The organism is Patulibacter ginsengiterrae, assembly GCF_056269115.1.
Window position 1 is genome coordinate 52422 of sequence record NZ_JBWDOG010000017.1, and the last position, 18680, is coordinate 71101.

Annotated in this window: 15 protein-coding genes and 1 tRNA gene; 12 read left to right on the forward strand and 4 right to left on the reverse strand. The window is 73.4% G+C overall.

The annotated features are described in order from the left end of the window. Nucleotides 1-70 precede the first annotated feature (70 nt). Nucleotides 71-142: transfer RNA gene (locus tag ACVUH9_RS18390), tRNA-Arg, on the reverse strand. Between the two features lie 149 nt (nucleotides 143-291). Continuing rightward, nucleotides 292-1044, reverse strand: a complete 753-nt coding sequence (locus tag ACVUH9_RS18395) for a lipoate--protein ligase family protein (RefSeq protein WP_475759545.1) — start codon at nucleotides 1042-1044, stop codon at nucleotides 292-294. Nucleotides 1045-1328: 284 nt separating this feature from the next. On the opposite strand from ACVUH9_RS18395, the gene ACVUH9_RS18400 reads away from it, so the two are divergent. The 12 genes from ACVUH9_RS18400 (at nucleotide 1329) to ACVUH9_RS18455 (ending at nucleotide 16715) form a co-directional block, all read left to right on the forward strand. Beyond that, nucleotides 1329-2540 carry an ABC transporter substrate-binding protein gene (locus ACVUH9_RS18400; RefSeq protein ID WP_475759547.1) on the forward strand — a complete coding sequence of 404 codons (1212 nt, stop codon included), beginning with the start codon at nucleotides 1329-1331 and terminating at the stop codon, nucleotides 2538-2540. Between the two features lie 25 nt (nucleotides 2541-2565). Beyond that, nucleotides 2566-3345 (forward strand): ABC transporter ATP-binding protein, encoded by a 780-nt coding sequence (locus ACVUH9_RS18405; protein WP_475759549.1) that lies wholly within the window; start codon nucleotides 2566-2568, stop codon nucleotides 3343-3345. Nucleotides 3346-3348: 3 nt separating this feature from the next. Continuing rightward, on the forward strand, nucleotides 3349-4080 hold the full coding sequence (locus tag ACVUH9_RS18410; protein ID WP_475759551.1) for an ABC transporter ATP-binding protein: 732 nt from the start codon (nucleotides 3349-3351) through the stop codon (nucleotides 4078-4080). Further along, a complete protein-coding gene (locus ACVUH9_RS18415) occupies nucleotides 4077-4961 on the forward strand; it encodes a branched-chain amino acid ABC transporter permease (RefSeq protein ID WP_475759553.1) in 885 nt (294 codons plus the stop codon). Before ACVUH9_RS18410 ends, ACVUH9_RS18415 begins: the two co-directional genes overlap by 4 nt. Continuing rightward, nucleotides 4961-6019: a branched-chain amino acid ABC transporter permease gene (locus tag ACVUH9_RS18420; RefSeq protein WP_475759556.1), complete on the forward strand. Its 1059-nt coding sequence runs from the start codon at nucleotides 4961-4963 to the stop codon at nucleotides 6017-6019. Before ACVUH9_RS18415 ends, ACVUH9_RS18420 begins: the two co-directional genes overlap by 1 nt. 5 nt (nucleotides 6020-6024) lie before the next feature. Continuing rightward, nucleotides 6025-8115, forward strand: coding sequence for a hydantoinase/oxoprolinase family protein (locus ACVUH9_RS18425; RefSeq protein WP_475759558.1), 2091 nt, complete (start codon nucleotides 6025-6027; stop codon nucleotides 8113-8115). After that, nucleotides 8112-9881 (forward strand): hydantoinase B/oxoprolinase family protein, encoded by a 1770-nt coding sequence (locus tag ACVUH9_RS18430; protein ID WP_475759560.1) that lies wholly within the window; start codon nucleotides 8112-8114, stop codon nucleotides 9879-9881. Before ACVUH9_RS18425 ends, ACVUH9_RS18430 begins: the two co-directional genes overlap by 4 nt. Before the next feature lie 55 nt (nucleotides 9882-9936). Further along, complete coding sequence (locus tag ACVUH9_RS18435) at nucleotides 9937-11226, forward strand: aspartate aminotransferase family protein (RefSeq protein ID WP_475759562.1); 1290 nt, start codon at nucleotides 9937-9939, stop codon at nucleotides 11224-11226. Between the two features lie 10 nt (nucleotides 11227-11236). Then, nucleotides 11237-11929, forward strand: a complete 693-nt coding sequence (locus ACVUH9_RS18440; RefSeq protein WP_475759564.1) for a GntR family transcriptional regulator — start codon at nucleotides 11237-11239, stop codon at nucleotides 11927-11929. Between the two features lie 2 nt (nucleotides 11930-11931). After that, nucleotides 11932-12321 carry a RidA family protein gene (locus ACVUH9_RS18445; protein WP_475759566.1) on the forward strand — a complete coding sequence of 130 codons (390 nt, stop codon included), beginning with the start codon at nucleotides 11932-11934 and terminating at the stop codon, nucleotides 12319-12321. After that, nucleotides 12318-14009 carry an AMP-binding protein gene (locus tag ACVUH9_RS18450; protein WP_475759568.1) on the forward strand — a complete coding sequence of 564 codons (1692 nt, stop codon included), beginning with the start codon at nucleotides 12318-12320 and terminating at the stop codon, nucleotides 14007-14009. The genes ACVUH9_RS18445 and ACVUH9_RS18450 overlap by 4 nt, the downstream gene beginning before the upstream one ends. Before the next feature lie 75 nt (nucleotides 14010-14084). Next, complete coding sequence (locus ACVUH9_RS18455; RefSeq protein ID WP_475759569.1) at nucleotides 14085-16715, forward strand: choice-of-anchor J domain-containing protein; 2631 nt, start codon at nucleotides 14085-14087, stop codon at nucleotides 16713-16715. 85 nt (nucleotides 16716-16800) lie between these two features. On the opposite strand, the gene pyrE is transcribed toward ACVUH9_RS18455, so the two are convergent. Continuing rightward, nucleotides 16801-17364: an orotate phosphoribosyltransferase gene (gene pyrE, locus ACVUH9_RS18460; protein WP_475759570.1), complete on the reverse strand. Its 564-nt coding sequence runs from the start codon at nucleotides 17362-17364 to the stop codon at nucleotides 16801-16803. Nucleotides 17365-17572: 208 nt separating this feature from the next. Continuing rightward, entirely contained in the window at nucleotides 17573-18619 is a 1047-nt protein-coding gene (locus ACVUH9_RS18465; RefSeq protein WP_475759571.1) for a L,D-transpeptidase family protein, read from the reverse strand. Nucleotides 18620-18680: the final 61 nt, after the last annotated feature.

The window sequence follows — 18680 nt, forward strand, 5'->3', positions numbered from 1 at the left end:
CCGCAGTGCCTGACGCGCAGGGGAAAGGCACTTGCATACGCAGAAAATGGCATTTCGCAGGCCTTCCGAGCGCCCCCGGCAAGAATCGAACTTGCGCACATGGTTTAGGAAACCAATGCTCTATCCACTGAGCTACGGGGGCGGGACTCGGAATCCTAGAGCCTGACGGGCCGTTCGAGATCGGCGGTCGGCCGTGGCCCGGTGGTCTGCTGTCGCGCGCCTGTGGTGGCCGGGCGGCGGTCCGTGTCCGACTGGCCGTCGCGTCGTTTCGGGCGGCAGGGGTGGGTGCGGTCAGTCCTCGGCGACCAGATGCCAGTCGGTCAGCTCGCGCGCGGCCTCCAGCAGCGGCTCGTCGGGTTCGACGACGGTGGCGTCCGGGGCCAGCCCCGCGCGGAGGGCCGCCTCCACGCGGTCGATCTCCAGCGTCGGCGCGACGTCGGTCAGGGCCCCGGTCACCGAGGGATCGAGCGGCAGCTCGAGCGCGGCGTAGATCTGCTCGACCGCGTCCCGGATCCGCGGCCCGCCGTCGACGACCAGCACCAGGCTGACCATCGAGCCGCCCCGCACCAGCCGCTGCGCGGCGCCGGCGACCTTGAGCCGCCCGCCGACGTTGACGCTGTGCTCGCCGGGGCAGTACTCGCCCGGGATCTCGCCGACGCGGGCGTCGAGGCCGAGCTCGCGCAGGACGCCGGTGACGACGTCCGCGATCGCCGCGAACCGCTCGGGGATCCCGTTGCCGATCTCGTGGTCGCGTTCGACGCTGAAGCGCTCGACGATCAACGACCGCTCGTCGTAGACCGCAGCCAGCCCGCCGGCCGCACGCAGCAGCGGCGTGAAGCCGAGCTCGCGCGCGACCGCGCAGGCGGCCGGGAACCCTGGCCGCAGTCGATCGCGGCGCCCGAAGGCCGCCGTCGGGCCGGGGCGGTACAGGCGCACGAGCGGCCCCCGGTCGCCGCTGGCGACCGCCCGCAGCAGCGCGTGCGAGAGGCCGAGGTCGAGCCCCGGCTCGTCGGGCAGCGCGCGGGTGATCAGCTCGGCGGGCACCGGGACAGTCTCCCGCCTGGGCTCGGCCGGCCCGTCCCCGACGCGCCTGCGCACCCGCCTGCCGTCGGGTCCGTCGCGCCGCTGCTCCGCCGTCATCACGCCCTGGATCGGGGTGCGGGCGTGGCCCGTCGAGGCATGTTCGGTGGTCGCTGATTTGTCCGGATCGGATACAAAGCACCGCTCAAGCTAGGACGAACGGCAAAGTTTCTCCCCTTTCTGGGAGTGATTGGATACCTTCCGCGAGAAGCGCTGGGAATGGCCCGGCGCCGCACGGGGAGGGTGAGATGAAGCGCATCGGCATGTCGATCGCCGGGGTCGTCGCTGTTCTAGGCCTGGCGGCGTGTGGGTCCGGGCAGAGCACGAGCTCGAGCGACGGAGGCGACACCAAGGCCAAGGCCGGCGAACCGATCACGCTCGGGTTCGCGATCGGCGAGACCGGCTTCATGGCCCCCTATGACCTGCCGGCCCGAGCGGCGGCCCAGATGGCCGTCGAGGACGTCAACGCCGAGGGCGGGGCGCAGGGCCGCAAGTTCCGGATCGTCTCCGAGAACATGAAGTCGAAGCCGGAGCTCTCCGGCAACGCCGCCACCGCCGTGATCGGCAAGGGCGCCGACGTCGTCGTCACCAGCTGCGACTTCGACCAGGGGTCGCCGGCCGCGATCGTCGCCCAGGGCGCCGGCAAGCTCGCCTTCTCGACCTGTGCCGCGTCGACCTCGTTCGGGCCCGCCGGGATCGGCCCGCTCGCCTTCACGATGGCGACCGCCGCCCCGGTCGAGGGCGCGGCGATGGCCGAGTGGGCGTTCAACGAGCGCAAGCTGAAGACCGCCTACCTGCTGCTCGACAACACGATCGACTTCACCAAGCAGAGCGCCGCCGGCTTCAAGGCCCGCTACGCGAAGGTCGGCGGCACGCTCGTCGGCAGCGACACCTTCAAGCAGGGCGACCAGTCGCTGGCCGCCCAGATCACCAAGATCAAGCAGCTCCCGACGCCGCCGGCCGCGATCTACCTCGCGTCCTACATGCCGACCCAGGCGAGCGTGATCAAGCAGCTGCGCGCCGCCGGCCTCGAGATGCCGATCCTCGGCGACGAGGACCTCGACGGCGACTACTGGAAGGACGCGGTGCCGAACGTCGGCAACGTCTTCTTCGCCACCTACGCCTCGATCTACGGCGACGACCCCGACCCCAAGGTCAACAAGCTCGTCGACCGCTACGTGCAGGCCAAGGGCAAGCGGCCCGACACGTCCGCCTTCCTGACCGGCTACGCGATGGTCCAGGCGATCACCAAGGCCGTCGAGGGGACCGACGGATCGACCGAGGGCAAGGCGCTCGGAACCCAGCTGGAGACGTTCCGCGAGGAGCCGTTCGTGCTGCCGACGACGTTCACGGACAAGTGGCACATCAGCTTCGCCCGGACCCTCCGCGTCCAGCAGATCGAGAAGGGCAAGACGAGCTACCTGACCGAGGCCAACCCCAAGGACGTCCCGGCCCCGTAAGGCCGGGACCGGAAGCCGCACGCTCATGACCCTCGTCGATCACCCCCAGCCGTCCGAGGCCGCGGCGGCCGGTGGCCCCAGCGGCAACGCCGCCGGACGGCTCGACGCCTCCGGGCTCGTCGTCCGGTTCGAGGGCGTCGTGGCGATCGACGGGGTCGACTGCGCGTTCGAGCCCGGCACGATCGTCGGCCTGATCGGGCCCAACGGCGCCGGCAAGACGACGCTCGTCAACGTCCTGACCGGATTCCAGCGCCCGACCGAGGGCACGGTCCGGCTCGACGGCGAGGAGATCACCCGGCAGTCGCCCGAGCGGCGGGCGCGGGCGGGGGTCGTGCGGACCTTCCAGGGCGCGCGGCTGTTCTCCGACCTCGACGTGATCGAGAACGTCGAGGTCTCGGGCGTGGGGGTCGGCCTCCGCCGTCGGGCCGCTCGCGCCCGCGCCGTCGAGGCGCTCGACGCGCTGGGGATCGGGCACCTCGCCCATCGTCGCGCCGCCGACCTCAGCACCGGCCAGGAACGCCGGCTCCAGGTCGCCCGGGCGCTGGCGATGCGCCCGCGATTCCTGTTCCTCGACGAGCCCGCGGCCGGGCTCAACGAGCACGAGACCGACGAGCTGGTCGCGGCGATCACCGAGCTGCCGCGCACGATCGGCTGCGGCGTGGTCCTGATCGAGCACGACGTCCAGATGGTCATGAGCCTCTGCGCGCGGCTGGTGGTCCTCGACCAGGGCACGGTGCTGGCGGTCGGGACCCCGGCCGAGATCCGTGCCGACCAACGCGTCGTCGACGCCTACCTCGGGAGCTGAGCCGTGCTCGAACTCGACCAGGTCACCATCAGCTACGGGCGGACGGCGGTCGTCACCGGGCTCTCGCTGACCGTCGCCGCGGGCGAGGCCGTCAGCCTCGTCGGCCCCAACGGCGCGGGCAAGACCTCGACCCTGGCCGCGACCGTCGGCCTCCGCCAGATCACCGCCGGGGCGGTCCGCTTCGACGGTGAGGAGATCACCGGGACCGCCCCCGAGGTGCTCGTCCGGCGCGGGCTCGCGCTCGTCCCCGAGCGGCGCCAGATCTTCACCACACTGACCGTCCGCGAGAACCTGCGGCTGGCCACGGCCGACCTCGACCGGGCGGCCGCCGCCGAGGCGCTGGAGCGCGAGATGGAGCGGTTCCCGGCCCTCCGCGGCCGGCTCGAGCACCCGGCCGGCGGGCTCTCCGGCGGCCAGCAGCAGCAGCTGGCGATCTCCCGCGCGCTGATGTGCCGGCCGCGGCTGCTGCTGCTCGACGAGCCCTCGCTCGGGCTGGCCCCGAAGATCGTCGACGACGTCTTCGCCACGCTCGAGGAACTGCGCGCCACGGGCGTGACGATCCTGCTGGTCGAGCAGAACGCGCTCCGTGCGGTCCGCTTCGCCGACCGCGCCTACGTGCTCAACGCCGGCCGGGTCGTGCTCGAGGGCACGGGCGCCGAGCTCGCCGACAGCGACCTGCTCACCACCAGCTACCTCGGCGTCGCCCCGACGTCGACCGGCGGGAACGACGCATGAACAACCTCGTCCAGCACCTCGTCGACGCCGCCAGCCTGGGATCGCTCTACGCGGTCCTGGCGATCGGGATCGCGCTGATGTTCGGGATCATGAACCTGATGAACCTCGCCTACGGCGAGCTCATCATGATCGGGGCCTACAGCCTCTACGTGCTCGACGGCGTGCCCTGGCCGGCCCAACTGCTCGGCTGCATCGCGATCACGATCGTGGCCGCGCTGCTGATGGAACGGCTGGCGTTCCGGCCGTTCCGCGGAGCGTCGGCGCCGGTCCTGCTCGTGACCTCGTTCGCGCTCAGCTTCGCGCTCCAGGCGATCGCCACCGTGATCTTCGGCTCGCGGGCCAAGGGCGTCTCGCTGCCCGGCTTCCTCGACTCCTCGATCACCGTCGGGTCGGTCTCGTTCTCCAGCCTCAACGTCGTCAGCGTGGTCGTCGCGCTGGTGCTGGTGGCGGGCCTCGCGACCGGCCTCCGGCGCTCGATGATCGGCGTCCAGATGCGGGCGGCGGCCGAGAGCTTCGCCACCGCCCGGCTGGTCGGCGTGCGCGCCGACAAGGTGATCGCGGCGGCCTTCGGCATCAGCGGGCTGTTCGCCGGGGTCGCGGCGATCCTGGTCGTCTCCCAGAGCGGCACCGTCACCCCCACGATCGGGGTCGCCCCGGTCCTGGTCGCCTTCGTGGCCACGATCGTCGGCGGCCTCGGCAGCCTCTGGGGCGCCGCCTGGGGTGGCTTCGGCCTCGGGGCGCTGACCGTGCTGCTGCAGGTGGTGCTGCCGACCGAGCTCGCGCCCTACCGCGACGCCTTCCTCTACGCCGGAGTGATCTTCGTGCTGCTCGTCCGCCCCCAGGGCTTGATCATCGTCCGCGCCCGACTGGAGCGCGTCTGATGCGCGGCCTGCTCGAACGCGCCTGGCCGCTGCTGGGCCTCTGGCTGCTGCTGGTCGTCGTCGCGGCGGTCGGCGCGAACGCCTCGCTGGTGATCCAGCGCGACACGATCGAGATCCTCGTCAACGTCGTGCTGGTCGTCGGGCTCTACGCGTTCGTCGGCACCTCCGGCGTGCTCTCGTTCGGCCAGATGAGCTTCATGGCGATCGGGGCCTACGTCGGCGCGCTGCTGACGATCCCGAGCGTCCAGAAGGCGGTCCTGCTGCCCGACCTGCCCGGCTGGCTGCACGCGATCGAGCTCGGGCCGCTGCCCGGCGGCCTGATCGCGGGCCTGGTGACCGTCGCGATCGCGGCGATCATCGTCGTCCCGATCGCGCGGCTCTCCGGCCTCGCCGCCTCGCTGGTGATGTTCGCGGTGCTGGTGATCGTCTTCCAGGTCGCGTCGAACTGGACGGCCGTCACCCGCGGCAGCCAGACGATGATCGGGGTGCCGACCAACACCACGATCTTCAGCGCGCTGGCCTGGGCGGTCGCCGTGATCGGCCTGGTCTTCGTCTACCAGCGGTCGGCGTCGGGGCTGCGGCTGCGGGCGTCCCGCGAGGACGACTTCGCGGCCCGCGCGGCCGGCGTCTCGATCGCCCGCGAGCGCGCCAAGGCGTTCCTGCTGAGCGCCTTCGTGACCGGGATCGGCGGCTTCCTCTACGCCCAGTTCCAGGGGGCGTTCACGCCCTCGGCCTTCTACCTCCACATCACCTTCCTGACGATCGCGATGCTCGTCTTCGGCGGGCAGAAGAGCCTCGCCGGCGCGGTCGTCGGCGCCGTCGTGATCTCGATCCTGAGCTTCGTCTTCAACGCGGCCGAGGACGGCTTCAGCGCCGGCCCGATCGACTTCCCCGGCCGCGACGGCCTCGCCGCCGCCGCACTCGCCCTCTGCATCCTCGCCGTGCTCGCCCGTCGCCGCGACGGGATCATGCGCGGCCGCGAGCTGGAGTGGCCCGGAGCCTGGTGGCAACGCCGCCGGGCCGCCCGCCTCAACGACCCCGAAACCGACCGGAGCTGACCCCCGTGGTTCCCGACACCCTGACGGTCAAGATCACCTGCGACGTCGGCGGCACGTTCACCGACGTCGTCGTCTCCGACACCAGCGGCCGGCTCGCCCTGGGCAAGTCGCTGACGACCCCGCAGCGGCTCGCCGACGGCCTGCTCTCGGCGATCGCCAACGCCGCCCCGCAGCTCGGCCTCGACGCCCCCGGGCTGCTGGCCCGCTGCGACCTGTTCGTGTTCTCGACGACCCGCGCGACCAACGCGATCCTCGAGGGCAAGACCGCGCGCACCGCGCTGCTGGTGACCGAGGGCTTCCCGGACGTGCTCGTCCGCCGCGAGGGCGGGTCGATGCACCCGTACGACTTCAGCCGGCCGTACCCGGAGCCGTACGTCCCGCGCGCCCTGACCTTCGAGATCCGCGAGCGGATCGGCGCCGACGGCGAGACCGTCCTGCCGCTCGACGAGGACCAGGCCCGCGCGACGCTGCGCGGGATGGCCGCGCACGGGGTCGAGGCGGTCGCGGTCTGCCTGCTCTGGTCGACCGTCGACGGGAGCCACGAGCAGCGGCTCGCCGAGCTGCTGGCGGAGGAGCTGCCGGGCGTGCCGTTCACGCTCTCGCACCAGCTCAACCCGATCCTGCGCGAGTACCGGCGGGCCTCCGGGACGGCGATCGACGCGTCGCTCAAGCGGCTGCTGCCGGGGCACCTGACCGAGGTCGACGAGGGCCTGCGCGCGTCCGGCTTCACGGGGGAGCTGCTGGCCGCGACCTCGGTCGGCGGCGTGCTGCCGATGGCGGAGCTGGCGGCCAAGCCGGTCCTCGCCGCGAAGTCGGGGCCGTCGCTGGCCCCGGTCGCCGGGCGCCTGTTCGTCGACGAGCTCGACCGCGCCGACATCATCGTCTGCGACACCGGCGGCACCAGCTTCGACGTCTCGCTGATCCGCGACGGGGCGATCGTCACGACCCGCGAGACCTGGCTCGGCGGCGCCTTCACCGGCCACCTGACCGGGCTCTCGTCGGTCGACGTGCGCTCGATCGGGGCCGGGGGCGGCTCGGTCGCCTGGGTCGACGCGGGCGGCCTGCTGCGGGTCGGACCCGAGAGCGCCGGGGCCGACCCCGGACCCGCCTGCTACGGCCACGGCGGGGACCGGCCGACGGTCACCGACGCCGCGCTGCTGCTCGGCTACCTCGATCCGGAGCGGTTCCTCGGCGGACGGATGCGGCTCGACGCCGCGGCCGCCGAGCGGGTCCTGGGCGTGCTGGCCGACGAGCTCGGGAGCACGCCGGTCGCCGCCGCCGAGGCGGTGATGACGATCGCCAACCAGCACATGGTCGACGCGATCAAGGCGATCACGATCGACCAGGGGATCGACCCGCGGGCCTCGGGGATCGTCGCCGGCGGCGGCGCGGCCGGGCTCGGGATCGCGGCGATCGCCGACGCGCTCGACTGCGACCGGGTCGTGATGCCGCGCGCCGCCGGAGCGCTGAGCGCGTTCGGCGGCCAGTACAGCGACATCCTGGTCGAGGAGGGCCGGACGGTCCTCTGCGACAGCGCCGACGGCGACTTCGCCTCCGCCGACGCGGCGTTCGCGGAGATCGACGCCGTCCTGGCCACGACCGGGGCCGCGCTCCGCGACGCCGGGGTCGACGACCAGCAGGTCGAACGCTCGGTCGAGGCCCGCTACGCCCATCAGGCGTGGACGCTGCCGGTGCCGCTGCCGTTCGCCCGCTTCGACGGTCCGGAGCAGGTCGCGAGCCTGGCCGACGCCTTCCACGCCGCGCACGAGCGGGTCTTCGCCGTCTCCGACAGCGCCCAGCGGGTCGAGGTCGTGCACTGCGTCGGACGGCTGCGGGCCGCTCCGGCCAAGCCGCCACGGGGGACCGGCACCGCCGCCACCGTCGACGGCCCTCCCACGGCCAGCGCCCGGCGCACGATCACCTTCCCCGGCGCGGGCGCGCACGAGGCAAGCATCTGGACCGGTGACGGGCTCGGGCCCGGCGCCGCGATCGACGGGCCGGCGCTGGTCGTCGAGCCCACCACCACGATCGTCGTCCCGCCCGGGTGGTCCATCCGGGTGACGCCGATCGGCGACTACCTGCTGGAGCGCGCATGACCTCCGTGACCGGTTTCGATCCCGTCCTCGCGGCGGTCCTCGCCAATCGCTTCGAGACGATCGTGCGGGAGATGACCAACACGCTGTTCCGCGCGGGGCGCTCCTCCGTGCTGAACATGGCGCGCGACTTCTCGTGCTGCGTGGTGACCGCCGACGACGAGCTGCTGGCCGCGGCCGAGGGGCTCCAGGTCCACGTGCTCGGGGCGGGTCTCCAGACCACCTCGATGCGCGAGCTGCACCCGGACATGGCGCCCGGCGACGCCTACCTCCACAACGACCCCTACCTCGGCAACACCCACACCGCCGACCACACGCTGCTGGTCCCCGTCTACGCCGGCGGCGAGCACGTCTTCACCGTCTCGGCCAAGGCCCACCAGGCTGACTGCGGCAACGCCCAGCCGACCACCTACGTCCCGTTCGCCCGCGACCTCTACGAGGAGGGCGGGCTCTCGTTCCCGTGCGTGCGGATCCAGCGCGGCTACGAGGACGTCGCCGACATCGTGCGGATGTGCGAGCGGCGGATCCGGGTCCCGGACGTCTGGTACGGCGACTACCTCGCCTCGCTCGGCGCGGTCCGGATCGGCGAGCGGCGGATCGGCGAGCTGGTCGAGCAGTACGGGATCGAGACCCTGCGGGAGTTCCAGGCCTGGTGGCTGGACTACTCCGAGCGGCGGATGCAGCGGGCGATCGCCGAGCTGCCCGCGGCGCGGCTGCGCGCCGCGTCGACCCACGACCCGCTGCCGGGTCTGCCCGACGGGGTCGAGGTCCGCGTCGGGGTCGAGATCGATCCCGAGGCCGGCCGGGTCGAGGTCGACCTGCGCGACAACATCGACTGCGTCCCAGCCGGGATCAACCTCTCCCAGAGCTGCGCGATGGCCGGCGCGATCATCGCCGTCTTCAACTGCCTCCCGGCCGACGTCCCGCGCAACGCCGGCAGCTTCCGGCGGGTCGGGATCCTGCTCCGCGACGGCTCGATCGCCGGCGGCCTGCGGCACCCGTTCTCGGCCTCGATGGCGACGACGAACATCACCAACCGCCTGATCAACGCGGTCCAGGTCGCCTTCGCCCAGCTCGGCGAGGGCCACGGCCTGGCCGAGGGCGGGGGCGCGCTCGGGGTCGGCTGGGGCGTCTACTCGGGGACCGACGCGCGCAGCGGCCGGCCGTACATCAACCAGGCCGTGATCGGCAACAACGGCGGCCCCGGCGGCCCCTATGCCGACGGCTGGGTGACCTACGCGATGCCCGACTGCGCGAAGACCGTCTACATCGACTCGGTCGAGGTGATCGAGCAGAAGTACCCGCTGCGGTTCCGCTCGGTCCGGCTGCTGGAGGACTCCGGCGGCGCCGGTCGCCACCGCGGCGGCCCGGCGAGCGAGGTCGTCTACGGCCCGGTCGGCGCGCCGATGGAGGTCTTCTGGGCGGCCGACTACGCGCAGCGCCCGCCGGCCGGCGTGCACGGCGGCGGCTCCGGCGCGGCCGCCTCGGCGGCCAAGCTCGAGGCCGACGGGCGTCGCACCGAGCTGGAGGCGATGGGCGGGATCGAGCTCGTCCCCGGCGAGTGGATCGTCGGCGTCGAGAGCGGCGGGGGCGGCTACGGCGCCCCGCTGGCCCGCGACCCCGCGGCGGTCCTCCACGACGTCCGCGAGGGCTGGGTCTCCGCCCGCGCGGCCGACGAGATCTATGGCGTGGTCCTGACCGGGACCCGGGCGACGGCCGATCTGGCCGTCGACGTGACCGCGACCGACCGGCGGCGCGACGCCGCATGAACAGCTTGTACACGACAGGAGCGACGATGTCCCACGTCCCAACCGGCCGACGCGCATGAAGGCGCCGTACGTCGATGAGCCGACCGGCCCCGCCGCCGACCGCTACCTCGCGAGCACGCCCAGCTCGAAGGCCCTGAGCACCGAGGCTCGCCAGGTGATGCCCGGCGGCAGCACCCGCGCCTACGGCTTCTTCAAGCCCTACCCGGTGGTCTTCGAGCACGGGACGGGCCCGTACCTCTGGGACCTCGACGGGCGCCGCTACGTCGACTTCACCTACAACGGGCTGAGCCTGATCCACGGGCACGCCTACGCGCCCGTCCAGGACGCGCTGTTCGACGCGATCCCGCGCGGCACCGCCTGGGTCGGTCCCTCGCGCAGCCAGGTCGACTACGCGTCGATGCTCTGCGAGCGGATCCCGTCCGCCGAGCGGGTCCGGTTCACGAACACGGGCACGGAGGCGACGATGCTCGCCACCAAGCTCGCGCGCCGGGCCACCGGGCGGCCGCTGATCCTCAAGTCCTACGGCGCCTACCACGGCTCCTACGACGACCTCGAGGCCGGGCTCTACGGGATCGGCAACCTGCCGGGCCGGACGGTCCTCGGCCGCTTCGGCGACATCGAGTCCTACGAGCAGGTGTTCGCCGAATACGGCGAGCAGATCGCCGCGGTGATCATCGAGCCGGTGCTGCTGACGTTCCGCGTCGCGGCCCCGCCCGAGGGCTTCCTGCCGGCGCTGGTCGACCTCGCCCGGCGCCACGGCGCGATGGTGATCCTCGACGACTGCCTGATGTTCCGGCTCGCCCACGGTGGCTCGGCCCAGAAGTACGGCTTCGCGCCCGATCTGACCTGCCTCGGCAAGTTCATCGGCGGTGGCGTGCCGATGGGCGTCGTCGCGGGCAGCGAGGAGGTCCTCGGCCTGCTCGACTCGCGCCGCGAGGGGAGCGTCTACCACGGGGGCTCGTTCAACGGCAACCCGCTGGCCTGCACCGCCGGCCTGGTCGCGCTGGAGGACCTGACCGCGGAGCGGATCTCGGACATGGACCGGCGCGCCGAGAAGCTGCGCACGACCCTCCGCGAGCGCTCGCGGGCCGCCGGGCTGCCGGTCGAGGTGACGGGCGAGGGCTCGGTGCTCGGCAGCTACGTGCTCGACGCCGCGGGCGAGCCCGACCGCGAGACCGGCGCCTACCTGCACCTGGCCGCGATCGACCGTGGCGTCTTCTTCGGCCCCGACGGCGAGATGGCGCTCTGCACCACGCTCGACGACGAGGCGCTCGACTTCACGATCGAGGCGATGACCGGGGCGCTCGAGGAGACGGCCGAGTGGGCCGCCCGGTCGGTGGGGTAAACACACGGTGATGAGCGAGAACGACGAGACCAAGCCGGTCCGCGACGCGGTCAAGCTGCCGCTGGCGGCGACGGTGGCGCGCGGCCTACGGGACGCGATCGTCACCGGGCGCCTGAAGCCGGGCGACCGGATCAAGCAGGACGTGGTCGCGCAGGAGTACGGCGTCAGTCGCTCGCCGGTGCGCGAGGCGTTCCGCGAGCTGGCCGGCGAGGGCTTCGTCGAGCTCGAACGCGACGTCGGGGCGCGCGTGACCCGCGTGACCCGCCGCTCGCTCGAGCAGCTGTACGTCGCCCGCGAGGCGCTCGAGCCGCTGCTGATCGCCGAGACCGCGATCCGGATCAGCGACGAGGAGCTGGCGGAGGCACGGTCGCTCGACGAGCGCGCGCGGGAGCACGCGGTCGCCGGGGAGATCGCCGACTACCTCCGGCTCGACGGCGAGCTGCACCTGCTGCTGCTCCGCAGCTCGCGCCTCGAGCTGCTGTACGAGATCGCCTCGAGCCTCTGGCAGCGGACCGCGCCGCACCGGCTGGCGTACGTCCAGCAGCCGCGCCTGGAGCTGGCGATGGCCGAGCACCAGATGATCCTCGACGCGATCGCCCGCCGCGCCCCCGAGGACGCGGCCGACCTCTACCGGGTCCACACCCGGCACACCCGCCTCGCGCTCTCCCGGAGCGACGGCGAACTCGACGACACGGAGACCTGAGCATGTCCCACACCCGCATCCCGTCCCACTTCGGCGCCTTCAGCGAGCTGGTGGTGATCCCCGTCGGGGGCGGCTCGCTGATCCAGATCTCCGGCCAGGTCGGCTTCGACGCGACCGGCAAGGCGATCGTCGCCGGTGGCGTCGCGGCCGAGAGCCGGGCGATCTTCGACCAGATCGAGGGCCTGCTCGGGCAGGTCGGGGCGGGACTCGAGCACGTGGTCAAGCTGAACGCGTTCCTGACCGACCTCACGACCTACGGCGCGTTCAGCGCGGTCCGGGCCGAGCGCTTCCCGACCGACCACCCCGCCAGCGCCGCGGTCGGGGTCGCCGACCTGCTGCTCGGCGCGGCGGTCGAGGTCGACGGCGTCGCCTTCCTGCCCGAGGCCGCGTGACCGCCGTGCGCTACGTGGGCGACGCGACGCCCGCGGGCGCGACGATCCCGCGGGTCCTGCTCGACCGGGCCGAGCTGACGCCCGATGCCCGCTTCGTCGCCTGCGACGGCGCGGCGGTGACGTTCGCCGAGGCGCTGCTGCGGGCGCGCCAGGCGGCCGCGGCGCTGGCCGATGCGGGGCTGCGGGCCGGCGACAAGCTCGCGGTGATGCTGCCCAACGGCCTCGAGCTGCTCGACCTCTGGTTCGGCTCGGCGCTGCTCGGGGCGGTCTTCGTGCCGGTCAACACCGGCCTGGTCGGCGACGGGCTGCGTCACGTCCTCCGCCACAGCGAGAGCTCGCTGCTGGTCGCGGATGCGACGCTGGTGGCGGCCTGCGACGCGGCGCTCGGGGACGACGGGGCGCGGCTGCGGCGGTTCGCGCTCACCTCGGCGGGCAGTAGCGCGGGCGACGTTCCGGCCGCCGCGGGCTGGGACGACGCCCGCGCCTGGCTCGCGGGCAGCTACGCACCGGCCCCGGCGGCCGTCGTCCGCCCCGACGCCCTGGCCTCGATCCTCTACACCTCCGGCACCACCGGGCGCGCGAAGGGGGTGATGAACGGGCACCAGGCGTTCGTCACCACCGGGCTCGGGTTCACCCGCGAGATGGTCCGGGTCCGCGACGACGACGTCCTCTACACGTCGCTGCCGCTGTTCCACGTCAACGCCCAGATGCTCTCGACGATGGGCGCGCTCGTCTCCGGTCGGCCGCTGGTCCTGGCCCGCCGCTTCAGCGCCTCCGGCTTCCTCGACGACGTCCGCCGCGAGGGCGCGACCGTCTTCAACTACATCGGCGCGATGCTGACGATGATCGCCAAGCAGCCGGTTCGCGAGGACGACCACGAGAGCGGCCTGCGGCTGGCCGTCGGCGGGGCCGCGCCGGTCGACCTCTGGCCGGCGTTCGAGCGCCGCTTCGGGCTCGCGATCCTCGAGGCCTACGGGCTGACCGAGACCGCCACGATCTGCGTCGCCAACCCGCCGGACGCGGTCCGGGTCGGGACGATCGGGCGGGCCGTCGACTGGGCCGAGGTCCGGATCGAGGACGAGCACGGCGAGCAGGCGCCCGACGACGAGCCGGGCGAGATCGTCGTCCGTGCGACCCGCCCGGACGTGCTCTTCCGCGGCTACTACCGGGATCCGGAGGCGACCCGGGCGGCGATGGCCGGGGGCTGGTTCCACACCGGCGACCGCGGCCGCCGCGACGCCGACGGCTACCTGACCTTCCTCGACCGGCTCAAGGACGTGATCCGCCGCCGGGGCGAGAACATCTCCTCGTTCGAGGTCGAGCGGGCGGCCAACGCCCACGACGCCGTCGCCGAGAGCGCCGCCGTCGGGGTGCCGTCCGAGTTGGGTGAGGAGGACGTGCTGCTCGCGGTCGTGCTGCGTCCGGGGGAAAACGTCTCGGGGCCCGAGCTGCTGGAGCACTGCGCGGCCCGACTGGCCCCGTTCATGCTGCCGCGCTACGTGCGGGTCGTCGAGGCGCTGCCGAAGACGGCGACCCAGCGGGTCCAGAAGTTCCTGCTGCGGGCGGACGGCGTAGGCGCCGACGTCTGGGACCGCGAGCGGGCGACGACGGCGCTGGACGGACGGTCGATCCCGCTGGCAAACGGGGTCTCCGACGACACGGGCTCCGGTAGCGTTCGCGCCCGCTAGGGCGCGTGGACTCGGACCGTCGGCAGTGCGGGGGCGAGAGGGCGGGCGTCCGTCCAATTCGACCCGGAGCGCTTCTTGCCCGCTTTCCGTCCCTCCGCCGGTTCCCGTCCACGCTCGCGTCCAGGTTCGCGTCGCGGTCTGCTGATCGCGGCCGCCGCCGTCGGCGCCGCGCTCACGCTGGGCGCACCAGCCGCCTCCGCGGCTGACCTCAGCGAGGACTTCGGTCCCGGCGTCGCCGCCGGTCAGCCGTGGGCGCCCGTGGGCTGGACCCAGTCCAACCAGTCGTCCCCGCTCGGGGGCAACGGTTGGTTCCAGGGCAATCCGCCCTCCGCCGGCAGCGGCGGCCCGTTCGACGCTCACCAGGGTGCTGCGGCCTCCTACATCGCCGCGAACTTCAACAGCGTCAGCGGAGCCTCCGGGACGATCAGCAACTGGCTGATCTCGCCCCAGATCACGACCTTGACCAACGGCGACGAGGTCTCGTTCTACACGCGGACCGCCGACGAGCCGTACGTCGACCGGCTGGAGCTGCGGGTGTCGAGCGACGGCACCTGCAATCCGGGCGTCGGGCCGAGCGCGACCGGATCGTTCTCGACCCTGCTGCTCACGATCAACCCGACGCTCACCACGACCGGGTACCCGAAGGCCTGGACGAAGCAGACGGTCGTGCTGAGCGGCCTGCCGTCCGGCACCTCCGCCGGCTGCCTCGGCTTCCGCTACTCGGTCCCGAACGTGGGCCCGGCGACGACCAACGGCAACTACATCGGCATCGACAGCTTCCGGTTCGTCGAGGACGTCGTGGCGCCCGTCGCGCCGACCGTCTCGAACGTGTCGCCGAGCTCGCCTGGGCGCGACAACGCCCCGAAGGCGACCGGCGCGGCCGAGGCCGGGTCGACGGTCCGGATCTACGGCGACAGCGCCTGCACGGGGACGGTCCTCGGCACCGGCACCGCGACCGCCTTCAATGGCGGTGCGGGCGTGACCTTCACGGTCGCCGACAACGCGACGGTCACGCCCTACGCGACCGCGACCGACGACTCGGGCAACGTCTCGGCCTGCTCGACGGCGGGCCCGACCTACGTCGAGGACTCGATCGCGCCGGTCACCGGCGATGACGTGCCGACCGCGTGGCAGACCGCCGCGCCGGCCGTCACGCTGACCGCCTCCGACGCGAACGGCGTCGCCCACACCTACTACGAGGTCGGGGCCAACCCGGCGCTGCCGACCACGGCGAGCCCGGAGTACGAGCCGGCCCACAAGCCGACGCTCAACGACGGCCAGAAGATCCGCTACTTCAGCGTCGACTCCGCCGGCAACGCCGAGACGCCGCGCAGCTCGGACGCGGCGAAGGTCGACCTCGACGCGCCGGTCACCGCCGACGACGTGCCCGCCGGATGGGTCGGCGCGGCGCCGGTCGTCACGCTCGACGCGAGCGATCCGGACGGGTCGGGCGTCGCCCACACCTACTACGAGATCGGCGTCAACCCGGCGCTGCCGACGACCGCGAGCCCCGAGTACGACCCGGCGCACAAGCCGACGCTGAGCGACGGCCAGAAGATCCGCTACTTCAGCGTCGACGCGGTCGGGCACGCGGAGACCCCGCGCAGCTCGGACGCGCCGCAGGTCGACCTGACGGCACCGGCGACCACCGACGACGTGCCGACCGGCTGGGTCGCGACGGCCCCGGTCGTCACCCTCGACGCGAGCGATCCGGACGGGTCGGGCGTCGCCCACACCTACTACGAGGTCGGCGTCAACCCGGCGCTGCCGACGACCGCGAGCCCCGAGTACGACCCGGCGCACAAGCCGACGCTGAACGACGGCGAGCGGATCCGCTACTTCAGCGTCGACGCGGTCGGCCACGCCGAGACGCCGCGCAGCTCGGACCCGGCGAAGGTCGATCTGGTTGCGCCGGTGACCACCGACGACGTGACCGCAGGCACGGCTCCGGGGGCTGCGGTCAACCTGAGCGCGTCCGACGCGGGCTCGGGCGTGGCCACGACGTACTACACGTCCGGTGTCGACCCCGCTGCTCCGACGACGGACAGCCGCGAGTACGACCCGGCGAACCGGCCGGTGCTCGCCGCGGGCGAGCGGATCCGCTACTTCAGCGTCGACGCGGTCGGCAACGCCGAGGCGCCGCGCAGCTCGGTCGCGGTCTCGGTCCCGGCGGTTCCGGAGCCGCAGCCCGCGCCGCAGCAGCAGGCGAAGCCGCAGCCAGGCGCCGCGCTGGGAGCGCAGCCGTCACGCACGCCGGTCCGTGTGACCCGGATCGCGAGCGACGCCCGCTGCCTCGGCAACGTCCGTGGCGCGCGGCGGGAGATCACCGTCCGCTACGCCACGACGGAGACCACGAAGCTGTCGCTGACCCTGCAGCGCCGGGTCACGCGGAGCTCGCCGGCGGCGCCGACCGGCTGCCCGGCCGTGGCGCCGGCCGGGGCCGGACCCGCCTCCCGGGGCGGCAAGCCGATCGCCTACGCCACCGTCACGGCGGGGGCGTCGCCTCGGGTCGCTCGCGGGTCTCGAAAGCTCGCCCTGGTGCGGACGGACGAGGCCGGCACGCACGCGCTGCCGCTGCTGCGGACGTTCCGGGTCACGGCCTTGGCCCCCGGCCGCTACCGCCTGCGGATCCAGCCCACGGGCGCCGACGGCACCGCCGGTCGCACGAGCTACGCCCACTTCTGGGTGCTCGCCGCCCGCAAGTAGGCGCACGCGTGCCGGCGCCTGCGGGCGTCGGCACGCCGTGGCCCGGCCCAGGCCCCGACCCGGGTCGGGGCCTGGGGTGCCCGGCTCAGCTCGCGGGGCGGTCCGGGTAGACGTCGTCGATCGTCGTCAACGCGACGTAGGGGACGCCCGCGGCGGCGGTGATCCGGTCGCCGCCGCCGGCGAGGCGGTCGAGCACGGAGACGACGCCGACGATCGTGCGGCCCTCGGCCTGGAGCGCCTCGATCGCCTGGACGGTCGAGCCGCCGGTGGTGACGACGTCCTCGACCACCAGGCAGCGATCGGCGTCGGTCAGGAACGGGCCCTCGACCCGGCGCTGGAGGCCGTGGGCCTTCGACTCCTTGCGGACGAAGAAGGCGTTGGCGTCGGCACCCCCGGCCAGCGCGGCGCAGGCGACCGGGTCGGCCCCCATCGTCATCCCGCCGACGGCGGTCGCCCCGAAGGCGACGACCTGCTCGGCCAGCAGCTCGCCGAGCGCCCGGAACCCGTCCGGGCGCATGATCGCGCGCTTCGCGTCGACGTAGTACGAGGCGGTCTTGCCGCTGGTCAGCGTGACCTCGCCGATCACCAGGGCGTGCTCGCGGAGGATGGCGACCAGGCGGTCCTTGGGGTTGTCGTGCGGCGCGCTCATGGGTGCCGGCGATGGTACGCGCCCGGAGCCGCGGCTCGCGTGCCGCGACGCACCGCGGCCCCGGGCCCGGGGCGCGTCTCCGTCGCCGGCGGCTCTTCGGCGAGGGTGTCGAACTGGGGCCCTGAGTCCCCAGAATGGTGCGCTCGCCGCCGACCCTCCGGGGCACTGCCGTGGCCCCCCGATCCCGGGAGGCCACGGATTCACCCATCTAGTAGGTGTCGACGATCGTCCCCATCGTCATCCAGGCGAAGATCGAGGCGGCGTCCGCCATCGGTACCCGGAAGCAGCCGTGGCTGGCGTTGTAGACCGGCACCGACGGGTAGCCGTGGACCGCGTAGCCGCGGATGAAGTACGACGACTTGTACATGCCCTTGGCGTTCGTGCCCGGATCCTTCATGTAGACCCGGTAGCTGCCGCGGATCGTCGGGGTCGCCGGCGCGCCGGTCGACGTGTGGTAGATCCGCTCGACCTTGCCGCCGTTGCCGATCAGGGCCAGGACCTGGCGCGAGATGTCGCCCTCGACGTGGCGCCCGTGCGAGGGGAAGCGGACGCGGAAGCGGCCCTTTCCGGCCCGCAGCGCGGTGAAGACCGCGCGGTTGGCCTGGGTCGTCCGGGCCATCCGGGTCACCTTGCGGAAGGCGAGCACGGCGCGCTGGGTGCGGGCGTCGTAGACGCCGTGCTCGCCGATCACGTAGCCCTTCGACTTCAGCATCCCCTGGAGGATCCGGACCGACAGGCCGCGCTCGCCGGGGGCGGCCGAGGGGCTGGCCTGCACGACCAGGCGGACCTTGGCCCGGGTCGCCGCGACCGGCTGGCCGGCGGCGATCTCGGCGCGGACGGCGACCCGGCCACCCTTGCGGGCCTGCTTCGGGACGACGATCCGGGCGACGCCCTTCTTCGCGTCCTGCGACTGCTTCAGCGGCAGCGCCCGCGTCAGCTTCGTGCGCCCGTTGACCGTGAACGAGATCTTGACCGTGGTGCCGGGCACCCACGTGTCGAGGACCGCCAGCGCCCGCCAACGGTCGCCGCGGAGCGCCTTGCCGCTGCGGGCGCCCTCGGTGACCACGCTGAGCTTGGCGACGGGTGGTGCAGGTGCCGGCGCCGATGGGTCCGGGGACGGCGCGGGGGTGGTGGCCGGTGGTGGTGCGGGCGCCGCCGGCGTCGTCACGGCAGCGGACGCCGACGGTGCGGCGACCAGCAGGGACGGGACGACCGCCAGGAGGGCAGCGCGGCGGTGCGCGCGGGGACCGTTCATCGCCAGAAGATACCCCGGGCGAGGCCACGGCCGGTCGCCCGCGGACGATGTCCACTGGGGA